This is a genomic window from Rhizobium sp. NFACC06-2 (assembly GCF_900101425.1).
In the GTDB taxonomy this organism is placed as follows: Bacteria; Pseudomonadota; Alphaproteobacteria; order Rhizobiales; family Rhizobiaceae; genus Agrobacterium; species Agrobacterium leguminum.
Genome location: NZ_FMVA01000020.1, coordinates 51,127 through 64,451, shown reverse-complemented (window position 1 = coordinate 64,451; position 13,325 = coordinate 51,127). Strand labels below are relative to the sequence as shown.

Genomic DNA, 13,325 nt, shown 5'->3' with positions numbered 1-13,325 from the left:
TTTTGTGCCGATTTGATCTATATATAGTGGGTATTAACCATATATGGCACAAAATTTTTGTGTAGAAATTTCAAAATTCCGAAAAAACCGCTTGAAATGCCTTTTTTCGATCAATCTATCGCCACATTTCAAAATGCGAGTCCCGTGGCGCCTGAAAGCAATTTCAGGTTGTCAACCGTCGCAGAAATTTTTCGCGTTGGCGGTCCATTTCCCGTAGCCCGTCGCCACCAGATTGGCGATGACACGACAGACATATTTCTTCTGCGCCGGGTCATTGTTGGGACCCGCATGATAACGGGCGACCGCCATGGTCCAGGTTTCATGCCTGTTGTGGAGGTTGCGAAGGAACATCGCGGCATATTCCACATTGCGGCGCGGATCGAACATTTCCCGCGCGGATGCGAAGTTTTCGCCATGGAAGTAATGATTTATCTGCATGCATCCGAGGTCGATCAGCTTGGCGCCGTTGCGCTTCGCCGCCTCAAAAGTGGTCAAAGCCTCCTCCGTGGAGGAGGCAAATACCGGTTTTCCCTCGATATTCATGGCATTGGGGTCGAGACGCCCCTTGCGGCCCGTTTCGGTCAGCCCCACCGAATAGAGAATTCCCTCCGGCACGCCATATTTGCGGGCCGCCGACTGGATCTCTCTTTCACAGACACCTGACGTTGCCGAAGCGGACGCGTTCTCAGAGGTAGACGCCATTGTCAGCAGAAGAGCGGGCAGAGCCAGAAACGCCATCCATGCCTTCATTATGCACCCCCAAATTATCGCCATTGCCTTGCCGGTCGCCCCGTGCCCCGGACTCGTCACGGTTGCGCCCGGCGGCGGCCTGCTGACCCTGCTGCTGCGCCTGCTGATTTTGCTGATTGTTGCCTTGTGTGCCCGTTTGGTCACTCTTGTCGGAAGAAGCGATGCTGATGGTGATGTTATCGACTGTCAGACCCTGCGCCTTGAGACCATCGAGGATGCTCTTGCTGTCTTCCTGGAGCTTTTTATAGGCCGCAACACTCTCCACCGTCATGTGAACGGCAAGCTCGTCACCGGCAAGACGCAGCGACATTGTCACCGATCCAAGCTCGATCGGCGTCATGTGCAGCTTCAGCGTATGGACGACCTTGCCGGTGCTGCTCTGGGCCGCCGCATTGGAGAGCGACGAACCGGGCTGCATGGCGCTCACCCATTCCGGATCGTTCACGATCAGGCCGGTCAGGGCCGACGCGTTGGTCGAGGGCGCCAGGCCGATGAACCGCCGCGAATCAAGAACCGTTATGGTGTCGGCCGCCTTGCCGGTGCTTTCGCGTGCATCGAACTCGACACGGCCGTCACGCTGAACGGTGCTCATATCCAGAGCCCGCACCGCGCCTGAGCGCGGAGACGAAAAACGGAATGCCGAGGCATCCCCCTCGTTTTCCGAAGCAGAACCCGCCTCGTTACCGGCTGGTGCGATCCCTGTCGGCATGTCCTTGACCGAATGCTCGAACTTGCCCCGGACAGGTTCAGCGCGGTCTGATCTCACCGTGTCGGCCTTGCCGGCAATCGCCTGTGCAATTTCCTCAAGCGGTGTCTTGGCCGTCGCCATATCGGCGGTATTGGCCGTCACCAGCTGCAGTGCCGCCAGCTTCGGATCGATCGCATCGTCCGTCACCTCGGCGTCCTTATCGGCGTCGTCCTTGAGCTTCTTGCCGGGCTTGCCGTTTTCCGGCGTTGTGCGGGCCGTTTTCACGGCGCTCTGAAACTCGGCCACCGTCTCCTGGGCACGACCTTCGCCGGCATGCTCGTTGACGATCACATTGAGAAATGTTGCGGGCCGCTTGACCGGGACATCCATCTTTTCCGCCTCGCCATCGGGCGGCGCCTGCTGCTCTTCAGCCGGGTTCTCGTCCTGCTGATGCCGCGAATGCAGCGCCTGCGGCGGGCGCTCGTCCCGAACCGTGGAAAGGGCATCGCCGAAACTGCCGCCCTTGGCGTCGTCCCGGACGCTGGCGCTGCCGGCGCGCGGATCGGATGGCGGCGCATTCATTATCGCATTGATGGCTGCGTCGATCATGGTGCCCCCTCGCCTTTCTTCAACAGGCTGTCGATTTCATCGAGCTTGCTGCGACCGCTCGTCACGAGTTGCCGCACGTTGTCGCCCTCATCGTCAGCCTTCTGGGTTTCGACCCGCCATATGCTTCTTGCATCGGCAGCGTTCGCTTCGTTTTCGGGCGCATTCCGCCCGGTCTCCTTCGTGGCCGCAGTGTCGGCCTCGACGCCGGACTGCGGGGAAGGAGGACGAACCACCTGCTCGGCAATCGCTCTTGCCGCCTCCCGCAAGGCCCTGTCCCGATCCGAAAGCTGCGCTTCGGGAATCTGCCCTATTGTCTCGATTGCGCTCACCACATCGGGCGTGCCGATGTTGGAAAGGCTTTCATAGAGATTTGCCTGTACTTCCGGCTCACCCGGCAGCGCAGGAGATAGCGCCTTCGCCTTCAAAGCCGCCATGCGCGCCAGCGAATCCTTGCCGCTGATCGCCGCGAGGCGGGAAAGCCGCAGATAGGCTTCCTTCTGCCTCTCTGTATCCATCATGGCGAAGGTTTCCTGTATCGCCTCCTCCCCGATGGAATCGGCGCGCTTGACCACCAGCGAGACCAGAAGGTCTGCGAACTGGCTGGCATAGGGCGAATGCAGGAACCGCCGCGCATAACGCTGCGCATATTCGACGCCGCGTGCCGCATCGCCGTCCTCGACCGCGATGGCGAGCGAACGGCGCAATGCGGCCTCCTCAACGATGGTGCCCGGCGCTTCGAGCCGGGCGATATCGTAAAAACCAAGCGCCGCCAGCGGATCGCGCGGGATCGTTACATTGCCGCCGATCAGCGCAAGGTAGGCGCCAATCCGCTTGCCGCGATATTCCGGCACCATGGCCGCAATGCTCTGCGCGACAAGCGTTCCCTTGCCGGAGAGGTATTTGCGCAGGATATCGGCAACGCGGCTGTCGAAATTGCCATCCACATCGCGCGCGACCAGCAGTTCCAGCGTCGCCGGATTGCCGCCGCTCATCGCATAGATGAGCGCCGCATCGACATTGCGCGGATCCTTGAAGATCGCCGAAGGCGCGCTCTTCAGCCGCTCGTCGATGGTCTGGAGTAGAAACCGCTGCATTTCCGAAGCGGAATGGTCGCCCATGGCGACCGAATCCTGCACGAATTGCAGTGAGCGGAGCATGGCATAGGGCATGAGATTGTCTTGCGACTGCGAAAACGCCCTGCCCGGCTCGGAGCCGAGACCGCAAAGCGTCGCCGCAAGAAGAAGCCAGCGTTTCGAGGTCTTCGTCACACTCACCCCCGATCGGCCTCAAGCAGAATTTCGATGCGGCGGTTGGCGTCCGCCAGAGGGTCCGCCGGCACCTGCAATCTGCGGTCCGCAAAACCCGAGACCTGCTTTACCCGCTCTTCCGACAGGCCGCCGCGCACCAGCATGTAATAGGCGCTATGGGCGCGATCCATGGAAAGCCGCCAGTTGTCATTGGCCTCGCCCTTGAACTGCCGTCCGTCGGTATGGCCGCGTATCACCACGCTGCCACCGCGCTCCTGAAGCAGTTTGCCGATTTTTTCCATGGCCAGAACCATTTCACGCCGGGGAACGGCCGATCCGATATTGAACATCGGCGTTTCCGTCTGGTCGGAAATGGTGAGCAGCAATCCGCCTTCGGCCGGCGTCACCACCAGACCTTCGGAAAGCTTGCCGGTAATGCCGGATATCTGCTTCTCGATCTCTTCGCGCAGCGTGTCGGCCTTTTCCCAGTCGGCGTCGCTGGCCTTTTGCTCTGCATCGCTTGCCTGTCGCGGCTCGTCCGGCTTTGGCTGCGCTAGCGCTGCCTGCTCGGCCGCATCCGGACGCGGCTGCGGCACAACGGCGGCGACTTCCATCGGTTTGCCGTCTTCCGCCTTGTCGGCCGGTGTCTCGGACGCCTTGAGCGCGACCGCCTGAGCGTTTTCGGCCGCATCCTCCTGCTTGTTCTCGGCAGCTTGCTGCTGTTCAACCGATTTCTGCGGCTGATCGGCGCGGGTGATTTTCACCTGCTGGGTCCAGAAATCGGGATCGAACGGATCGCGATAGGCTTCACCGCCGCTAGCGCCCGTCGCCGGGCCGGAATCGGCGGCGCCGCCCTCGCCCTTGGCGCTGACATTGGCCTGCTGGCCCACCTGCTGGGCGATTTCCGCCAGCACGGAATAGGGATTTTCGAAAAAGTCCGCTTCGGAGAAGTTCGACTGCTCACCGGTCTGCGAGGTAAGGTCTTCGCCCGTCGCCGCGGCCGAGCCTTTGGTGACCTTTTCCGCCTGGATGTTGGACTGGTCCTTCTTCTGGACGCCCTCTTCCTTGTCCACCGGTTTTTCCAGCCCCTTGGACGAGGGTTTCTCATCGGACAGCTTGATCGGGTTGAAATAGCTGGCGACCGAGGCCTTGGTTTCCTCATTGGCGGCATTGACCAGCCACATGACGAGGAAGAACGCCATCATCGCCGTCATGAAGTCGGCATAGGCGATTTTCCACGCGCCGCCATGGGCGCCGTCATGACCGCCCTTGTGGCGCTTGACGATGATGATCTCGTTCTTGCCGTGGTGGTGATTTTCGCCTTCACTCATTTCATCACCTTGCGAAGACTGGACGCCCAGGCGGACATGCGCGTCACGAACACGCTTTCACCCAACTCGACGGAAAGATCGATATCGGTGGTCTCGGTAAATTTCATCGTTTCTTCTTCAAAGCCCGGCTGCGTCTTCAGCCGCTCGAACAAATCTTTCGGGCCTTTCACGACAAGCGTGACCCCTTCGCCATCCGGCATGGCGCTACGCACCACATCCGCCAGCGCCGAGACCGCCTTGAGCGACAGCTTTTCCGTCAGGACCGGAGCAAGGATATTGGCGGTCTGTTCGCTGAGATTGGCCGCAATCGCGTCGATACCCTCGCGCAGACCACGCGACAGGGAACACGCGATTTCTTCGAGGTGCCCAGAACGCAGGGCCTCCAGCTCGGCCGCATGGGCAGCGATCAGCTCTTCCCGCTCCGCCTGCATCTTCTCGGTGATCTCGCGGGTAGCATCTTCGCGGCCGCGGTCATAGGCCGCCTGTTTCTCGCTCTCCACATCGACGGGAGCAAATTCGTCGAAACCTGAAGCGCCATCGGCAAAACCGGACAGGAAATCCGTATCGGCCAACGGGTCGACGAAGGCCTGCGCCGCCGGTTGCGGTTGCGCTTCACCGAAGTCCTTGAGAAACCGTGCGATGGACGCGCTCATGCCTGCCCCCGGCAAAACAGGAGAAAGCGGTCAGACATGTTTCGTCGCCCGCGCGAATCGCAAAAGCCTCGCCGCATTTCCGGATGGAAAACCGGGGTCCACTTTTCCTGGAAATGCTCTAAGCCGTTTGGCGGCACCACCGTCATCCTTGCTACCCTGCCCGTCTCTTCCACGTTTCCGGCCGGATCACGCCATGCGATCCGCCCCATATTGACCCGACGTTAGGTGTTCAAACTTGTGCGAGGATGAAGGCGGGCTCGATCAGGAAGCCTGCTCCCTTTCATCCCCGCGCGCCCACGCCGGCCAGACCCGTTACTTGAAGAGCTGGAGGATATTTTCCGCATTGGCGTTGGCGATGGAGAGCGCCTGGATGCCGAGCTGCTGCTGCGTCTGCAGCGCCTTCAGCCTGGTCGATTCCTCGTTCATGTCGGCATCGACGAGACGGCCGATGCCCTTGTCGATCACATCCATCAGGCTGGAAACGAAGTTGTCCTGCATGCTGATGCGGCTCTGCAGCGAACCCAGGCTGGAAGCCGTGCTGGTCATCGCCTCAAGCTGCCCGTCGACGAAGGACATCATCATGTCGATGGCGTCTGCGTCGGTATAGGTCGTGCCGCCGCCGGCAAAACCGCCCATGGCTGCGGCAACGATATCGAGATTGCCGAGATCGAGGGTGGAGACGGAAAAACCGAGGGAACGATCGGCGGACGCCGCTCCGCTGCTGGTATCGTAAAACCAGTCGTTGCTGCTGGTATCGCGATAGGCAGGAGAAACGGTGGTGCCGCCGCTCGACGGATCCGTCCCCGTCACCTTGACCCATACATTTTCGGCAAGGCGGAGATAATTGGCGGTGCCGTCGCTATAGACATTCGGATCCGTATTCGTATCCGTCGTTGCGGCATTCAGCGCGCCGATTTCTGCGTCGGTGAGCTTCGGTACGACAAAACCCGCCTGCGTCGCCGTGCCGGCGGTCGTCGAGGTCTGGGTGACTTCATATTCCGTCTTGCTGACGAAAACGGCGTTTTTGTCGAGAATACCGAGCTTTCCGCCACTGAGGTCGAAAAGTACGGTGCTGCTGTCGAGCGTGTAGTCAACGGTGGTGACCCCGACATTGCCCGAGCCAGTGCGGGTGAAGGATGCAACGACCTTTTTGGTGATCGATTCTTCAACCGGCGGCGTGCCACCGTTGCTGATACTGGCCTGCAGCCAGTTTTCACCCGAGAAGGAGGCCGATTCGGAGATGCTCTTCAGCTGTTCCTGAAGCTGCTTGATTTCATCCTGAATCTTGCTGCGGTCGGCACCCACGCCATAGGCGGCGACGAGCTTGGCCTTGATCTGCTTGACGACCTCGATCGTGCTTTCAAGCGCGTCATAGGCGGTATCCACCTTGGCGGCGCCCAGACCCAAAGCATCCTGCACGGCCGAAAGCGCATTATTGTCGGAGCGCATCGTCGTTGCAATGGACCAGTAGGCCGCGTTGTCCGCCGCAGTCTCGACACGATAGCCGGAGGACACGCGCGCCTGCGTCGTTTCCAGATTCTTGTCGATCATCCGCAGGGTTTGCAGCGCGGCCATCGCCGCCGCATTGGTCAAAATGCTGGTCATGGGGTCCACCCAACTCAAAATTTAAGAAAAAATCCGGCGCTGTGCCGACAACGAGCAGGGGCATCATGCGCATCGGCAATGGCCTGAACCGACCACCGCGACCTGCCGTTCGTTAACAAATCGTTAATACGATAGGTAACAAACAACGAGACTGATTTGCAAGGCGTTCCTCGCTTTCGCAGCCGGGTTTCGCATAAACCGGCAGGCTTCAGGCAAGCTCGGGTTAAAACGCACCGGAATGAGGCTGTTGCGCCCGCGATTTCGGCGCGCGCAACGGAGATGACGGAAACAGGGAGCGGGTGATCCGGGTGATCCGGTTAAGCCGCTTCGCCCTGACGGGTGGGCACGAAACGGGCAGCCGTCAGGCTTTGACGAAGAAACTCGGTGTTCTCGTCCGGATTTTCGGAAGGATTCTGAAACGAGACGTGATTGATCTCAATCGCCGCATGTTCGTTGGCGAGCGTCAATCGCGCATAGACCGTGGCGCCCTTCGGCTTCAGTTCGAGATCGAGGACGATCTCCGGCGCGCCTTCCCATTCGAGCTTGTATTCGCCGCCGGCACCGAAATTGATCGTGCCGGGATGATAATAAAGCTCCGCCGCCGATGAAACGAGGTCGGCGATACTGCCGTAGCACTCGAATCGAAGCAGCGAAATCAGGTCGGCCGGGTCTAACAATCGAAGTTCGGTGGCAATCGGGTTGATCGCCTCTGCGACGATCATTTCCCGCTGTTCGGAATAGGCGGATTTTTTCATTGGTTTTATTGAACCCGTATTTTCGATGACTTCATGGCGTAAACCCGGTGAACGAGCTCAGCCACAGCCTTGTAAAAGACTGGTGGAATCACACTATCTACCGAGACTTGCGCAAACATGGAGCGTGCAAGCGGCGGGTCTTCAAAAACGGGGATATTGTTTTCTTCCGCAATCTCGCGGATTTTCAATGCGATAAGGTCCTGACCCTTGGCGACGACGACAGGTGCGTCGCCTTCTTCGCGAACATAACGCAGCGCCACCGCAAAGTGTGTCGGGTTGGCGATGACGAGTGTGGCGCGCGGCACATTGTTGATCATGCGGCGGCGGGCACGGTCGCGGGCGATGGAGCGCTGGCGGGATTTGACCACGGGGTCGCCCTGCGACTGCTTGTACTCTTCCTTCACCTCATGCTTCGTCATCTTCAGCTGGCTGAACCAGTGGTGGCGTGTCCACAAAACGTCGACGGCGGCAAGCAGCGCGGTCGAAAGCAGAATCACGACCATCATCTTTTTGACGATCTCGACCACCCGGACGAAAATCACCTGCGGATCGGAGAACATCAGATCGATGAGACCGTAAAAATCGCCACGCAGGGCAAGGAACATGATCACCGAAACGATCATGATCTTGAATACGGATTTGCCGAATTCAACGAAACCCTGCTTGCTATAGATGCGCGTGAAGCCCTTCGCCGGCGAGACGCGCGACCATTGCGGACGCACCCGCTCAAGCACCGGCGACGGCAGGTTCTGGAAAAACGACGAGGCAAGTCCGAAGACGATGAACATGATCATCGCCGGCATGAGCAGATAGGCCATCGAGGTGCCGAGAAAGTACAATAGCGACAGGGCATCCGGCCGGGTGCTGAGGTCCCACTGTTCGGGCTGGCCGAACAGGTCCTTCAATGTGACGCCAAGACGACCAGCGCCATCGGGCAGGAAGAAGACCAGGTAACAATAAAAGGCAAGCGACGAGGCAAAGATCGGCACTTCGCGGGAAAAGGGAAGATTGCCCTTCTCCGCCGCATCGCGGAGTTTTTTCTCCGTCGGGGCTTCTGTTTTACTGTCCTTGTCCTGATCGTCTGCCAAGGCACGTCCCCGGGATCAAAAAAAGGCCCGCCGATCCCGGCAGGCCGTCATTCCCGAAACTAGCGTCCGTGACCGGCCATCGCAATGGCCGCTTCCACCGTAAGGGCGGGTTATCAACCGGCTTCCGCTTAAGCCGCGGCCGGTTGTTCCTCCGCGGAGGCTTCCTTCAGCTGGATCTGGCCGGAATTAGCGAGCCGGATCGCTTCCTGCGCGACGGCGCGGCGTGCGATTGCCACTTCGCGGGTGTTGATCGAGGCCTGCGGCACCGCAAGGTCCGATTCGATCATGCGGCGCTGGCGCGGGCTGATGCTGGAGAGCACGCATTCCTTGATTTCCATCGTGGCGCCGCGCAGCGCCATCGTCAGAACATCGGCCGAAACATCGTTGAGCAGCAGAACGCGGCTGCGCTGCGGCATGAACATGAGGTCGTCGAAGAGGAAGATCTTCGGCTTGACCTTGTTTGCGGCTTCCTTGCTGAGCGTCTCGAGCGAGCTGAGCAGCGTATCGACCTGCGGCTTGTCCAGTTCGTTCATCAGATCGGCAACCTTCGTGGAACCGCCGGCATTACGCTCGGCTTCGATTTCGTTGATGAGGTTGACCACACGCTTCTCGATGATCTGGGCAGCCGTGGGGCTGACTTCCTTCATGTTGACAGTGCGGTTCATGATATCGGCGCGCTGCTCTTCCGGAATGGTCAGGAGAACCTTGGCACCGAAGGACGAGGGCAGCATGGAGAGAATATAAGCGATGGTCTGCGGATGTTCGCGCAGCAGGAACTTGCCGACGAATTCCGGCTCGGCTTCCTGCAGGCGGTCCCAGATCGACGCTTCATAGGCCTGGAAGGCCGCGCGGCGGCCGAGAAGGCTGTCCACTTCTTCAGGGGTGAGGCCTTCTTCGAGAATGCTTTCGATTGCCTTGGCATTGTCCATCAGACCCGTGCCTTCGGTGAACAGGTCTTCAAATTCCGCCACGATCTGCGCGAGTTCATCCGGAGGAATGACGCGCAGGGTCTGGGCCGAGGAAATGATCATCTGCAATTCGTGCTGCGTGAAAAATTTGAGCAACTTGCCGGCGACGCCCTTGCCCATGGCAAGCAGCACCGCGGCCGCCTTGTCGGCCTGAGACAACGGCTTGCCCGCAAGGGGGTTACCGAAATCCTCGAAGTCCATCATGGTCTTTCCTCTCCGTCCCCACAGGGATCAGGCTTTTCGCGTACTCAGTACTTCAATCAATTTTACGCCGAAGCGCGTATCGTCGTCTTCCAGAACCGTTATTTCACCGCGCGCAATACGGCGGCCATTCACCATGATCTCGACCGGCTCGCCGATCTTGCGATCAAGCGCGATCGTTGCGCCCTCTTCAAGGCTCATCAGCCCCGAAACGAGCATTCTGCTGGTGCCAAGCACGATCTGGACATCGATCGGGATGTCCATGATCATTTCCATGTTTTCGGACAATCCGCTGCCAAGCGGCGCCTTCACGCCCGCAACCTGCGGGGCGGCGGCAAAATCATCCATCCCAAAATCGGCCGTTCCGCCACCGAAAGCGGAAAGGTCGGTATCCGTCGAGACCTCGTCCGTGCTGCCGAAATCGCCGAAGTCGCCGAAATCGGAGAGCGAACCTTCCGCATCCGTCTTGAGGACGCCACGCAGATCGCCGATAGCCTGGTCGAGGTCGCCGCCGTCTTCAAACGACGGCAGCGCCGCATCATCGGTCACAGGTGTTTTCTTCGTAGCCATGCGCTGATTATTCCCTTTGAAACTTGCGTCAGCCTGCCCAGAACCCGAAAAGGCCAGGCAGGATTTAACCCATCAAATGTCGTAAGATCTCGTCGTCCGTGCTGACATTGTTCTTCACCCGAACCATGTAGCGGTCGCCGGACTTGCCGAATTCGCAATTATAGAGCTTGGAACCGTTGGCGCTGACCTCGACGCCGATGTCATCCTGCTTCAGAGCCTGGAACGGGATGACATCGCCGGCCACCAGCTTCGAGATCGTTCGAAGCGTCAGCGTTTCGAGCTTGATGCGCGCCTCGAGCGTGACCTGCGATCGCTTCACCTGCTCCGAAATCATCTCCATCCACTCTTCCTGCTTCTTCAGCGCCTGGGCTGAAGCCTTGGGGGCAACGATGGAGGTCTTGAGCAGGGGGCGCTGCGGCACGATCAGCGAGAATTCCGACGATACCTTGCCGATATCGATCTTCAGGCGGATGGTCACGCCGTAAAGGCCGGCGATCATCTCGTCGAAGGCGCTTTTACCGTTGGAATTGAAGGGTGCATCGATGGCCGCCTCAAAACCGCCCGGCGCGTTGACACCGGAGCGCAGGACGCCTGCGATGCGGCCAAGAACCATGGCCGCGAGGTCGAGCTCGATATGGGACAGGCTGCGCTCGTCCGGTTCGCCGATCATGTCCGGCGACGCGCCCAGCATGCGCTCCATGAGCGCGATGACGAAGCCGTTGCCGACCGTCATCATGAAATTGGGGCACCAGTTGCGCAGGGAGCAATCGGCAACCGCGACATTGCGCCCGACATTGGCAATCAGATCGGTCATCAGTCCCGATTCGGAGCCGACATATTCGACGTCGATTGCGATACCGGTCTCGCTGTGGAAAATATCAGGCAGGAATTCGCTGTAGAGATGGCCGATATCGGAGCCGATCTTGGCAATCGTCTTGCGGTCGGACAACCCACCCGTCAATTTTGCGAGAAGGGCGGTGTCGATGGCGGGTGCTTGTTGTGCTGCAGCTTTTGCCATCGTCATGCCGCCTTGTTTTCGCCGCCGGGGTTCATCATCTCCTGTTCGACGGCGTCAATCGACGGCCGCTCGTAGTTGGAGATGGTCTTGCGGCCGTATTCGAGCGCGACCTGCGGCACCGAGCCGTTCATGTAGGCGATTAGCGTCTGCTTGACGATGATGTAGAGGCGGTGCTGCTTGGTGCGGACGATCTTGACCTGGGACGCCAGCGGGTTGCAGATCGAATAGGACAGGATGATGCCGAGCATGGTGCCGACGAGTGCGGCGCCGATCAGGCCGCCCAGCACTTCCGGCGATTCGTTGATCTTGCCCATGGCCTTGATGACGCCGAGAACCGCCGCGACGATACCGATGGCGGGGAAAGAATCGCCCATGGTGGTGATCGCATGATAGGGCTTCAGCTTGTCGTTCAGGATGGTCTCGATTTCCTCATCCATCAGCGCCTCGATTTCGTGGCTGCGGGCGTTGCCGATGATGATGAGGCGGACATAGTCACAGATGAACGAGGTCAGTTCCTTGTTTTTCAGAACCGAGGGCGCGCTCTGGAAGATCGAGGATTCTTCCGGATTGTCGATATGGGCCTCGATCTCGTTGCGCGATTTCGTGCGCAGATCGCGCATCAGCGAATAAAGCACGCCGAGCACGTCGAGATAGTTTCGCTCCTTCGGGACCGAATGCTTGAAGGCCTCGCCGAGCGCCTTGCCCGAGTCCTTTACGACCTTCATGGGGTTCGCCATGATGAAGCCGCCGAGACCGGCGCCGCCGATGATCATCAATTCGAACGGCTGAACCAGCACGTCCAGATGACCGCCCATCGCCATATAGCCGCCGATGATGCAGCCGAAGGTGATTATAAGTCCAATTACAATATTCATTGATCGACCACGCCCGAACAGTGTTCCATGCCCCCATGTCTAAAAAATGTGGCTTGCGTGAACCTGTCCGCAAAGCCTCTCCCGCGCTGCCGCCTCCAGCCAGTTTCGCACAAGCAAGCCACGGCACTATGCCGGCAAAGGCGGACGTGCGCCTTGAGATCGGGATCAAACGAGAGCGGCGGTTCAGTGACTTCCACCTACACCAGCTACAGACTGATCAGTCAGGATATCGGCAAATCGCTTGAGCGGGTGTCGGAGCAGCCCGACGTGGCGCGCGAGACCGAATATTACCGCGCGAAGATCGGCGATGTGAAATCCATCGACGACTTCATGGCCGATACGCGCCTTTACAATTACGCGCTGAAGGCCCACGGGCTCGAGGACATGGCCTATGCGAAGGCCTTCATCCGCAAGGTGCTGACGGAAGGCACCTCGGACAAGGACGCCTTCGCCAACAAGCTCTCCGACAGCCGTTATGCGGATTTTGCGAAGTCGCTGGATTTTGCCGGCCTGGGGGCCGCGGCAACCTCCACCGAGGCCGCCAAATCGGGCGTCATCGGCAAATACACCCGCCAGACGCTGGAACAGGAAGCGGGCGACGACAATAACGGCGTCCGGCTTGCCCTTTATTTCGAACGCAAGGCGTCAACCATCACATCCGGCCTCGACTTTCTGGCGGACGATGCACTCGCGCAGGTGTTTCGCACGGCCTACAACCTTCCCGACGAGTTTGCCGCCGCCGATGTCGACAAACAGGCGGCGCTCATCGAAAAAACCATCGATATCAAGGATCTGCAGGATCCCGAAAAGGTCGGCAAGCTGCTCGAGCGTTTCACCATCATGTGGGAAATGCAGAACCCCTCGACGACCTATGACCCTCTGGCCGTTTTCGGCTCCTCCAGCGGCTACGGCATTTCCCCGGACCTGCTGATCTCCATCAACTCCCTGAAACTCGGAGGCAAATGAT

General features: G+C 59.4%; 13 protein-coding genes. 1 reads left to right on the top strand and 12 read right to left on the bottom strand.

Annotated elements, in window-relative coordinates; translation table 11 throughout:
* Positions 1–171: 171 nt before the first annotated feature.
* From F3H58_RS24180 to motA, 12 genes are all read right to left on the bottom strand, one after another.
* Entirely contained in the window at positions 172–738 is a 567-nt protein-coding gene (locus F3H58_RS24180) for a lytic transglycosylase domain-containing protein (protein WP_059760571.1), read from the bottom strand.
* A complete protein-coding gene (gene fliK / locus F3H58_RS24175; protein WP_149744050.1) occupies positions 686–2,047 on the bottom strand; it encodes a flagellar hook-length control protein FliK in 1,362 nt (453 codons plus the stop codon). The genes F3H58_RS24180 and fliK overlap by 53 nt, the downstream gene beginning before the upstream one ends.
* Entirely contained in the window at positions 2,044–3,321 is a 1,278-nt protein-coding gene (motC, locus tag F3H58_RS24170; RefSeq protein WP_149744049.1) for a chemotaxis protein MotC, read from the bottom strand. Before motC ends, fliK begins: the two co-directional genes overlap by 4 nt.
* On the bottom strand, positions 3,318–4,625 hold the full coding sequence (locus tag F3H58_RS24165) for a MotB family protein (protein WP_149744048.1): 1,308 nt from the start codon (positions 4,623–4,625) through the stop codon (positions 3,318–3,320). The genes motC and F3H58_RS24165 overlap by 4 nt, the downstream gene beginning before the upstream one ends.
* Positions 4,622–5,278 (bottom strand): hypothetical protein, encoded by a 657-nt coding sequence (locus F3H58_RS24160; protein ID WP_149744047.1) that lies wholly within the window; start codon positions 5,276–5,278, stop codon positions 4,622–4,624. Before F3H58_RS24160 ends, F3H58_RS24165 begins: the two co-directional genes overlap by 4 nt.
* 312 nt (positions 5,279–5,590) lie before the next feature.
* Positions 5,591–6,883: a flagellin N-terminal helical domain-containing protein gene (locus F3H58_RS24155; RefSeq protein WP_149744046.1), complete on the bottom strand. Its 1,293-nt coding sequence runs from the start codon at positions 6,881–6,883 to the stop codon at positions 5,591–5,593.
* A gap of 317 nt (positions 6,884–7,200) precedes the next feature.
* Positions 7,201–7,638, bottom strand: a complete 438-nt coding sequence (locus F3H58_RS24145; protein ID WP_004432518.1) for a BspJ family T4SS effector nucleomodulin — start codon at positions 7,636–7,638, stop codon at positions 7,201–7,203.
* 5 nt (positions 7,639–7,643) lie between these two features.
* Complete coding sequence (gene flhB, locus F3H58_RS24140; RefSeq protein WP_149744045.1) at positions 7,644–8,726, bottom strand: flagellar biosynthesis protein FlhB; 1,083 nt, start codon at positions 8,724–8,726, stop codon at positions 7,644–7,646.
* Positions 8,727–8,854: 128 nt separating this feature from the next.
* Positions 8,855–9,898, bottom strand: coding sequence for a flagellar motor switch protein FliG (gene fliG, locus F3H58_RS24135; RefSeq protein WP_020811423.1), 1,044 nt, complete (start codon positions 9,896–9,898; stop codon positions 8,855–8,857).
* 27 nt (positions 9,899–9,925) lie between these two features.
* Positions 9,926–10,465: a flagellar motor switch protein FliN gene (gene fliN / locus F3H58_RS24130; RefSeq protein ID WP_035263929.1), complete on the bottom strand. Its 540-nt coding sequence runs from the start codon at positions 10,463–10,465 to the stop codon at positions 9,926–9,928.
* 64 nt (positions 10,466–10,529) lie between these two features.
* Positions 10,530–11,489, bottom strand: a complete 960-nt coding sequence (locus tag F3H58_RS24125; RefSeq protein WP_188129056.1) for a FliM/FliN family flagellar motor switch protein — start codon at positions 11,487–11,489, stop codon at positions 10,530–10,532.
* Positions 11,486–12,358 carry a flagellar motor stator protein MotA gene (motA, locus tag F3H58_RS24120; protein ID WP_020010426.1) on the bottom strand — a complete coding sequence of 291 codons (873 nt, stop codon included), beginning with the start codon at positions 12,356–12,358 and terminating at the stop codon, positions 11,486–11,488. Before motA ends, F3H58_RS24125 begins: the two co-directional genes overlap by 4 nt.
* A 186-nt stretch (positions 12,359–12,544) precedes the next feature.
* Here motA and F3H58_RS24115 point away from each other — a divergent pair, with 186 nt between their 5' ends.
* Entirely contained in the window at positions 12,545–13,324 is a 780-nt protein-coding gene (locus tag F3H58_RS24115; RefSeq protein WP_035263933.1) for a DUF1217 domain-containing protein, read from the top strand.
* The last annotated feature ends 1 nt before the right edge of the window (position 13,325 follow it).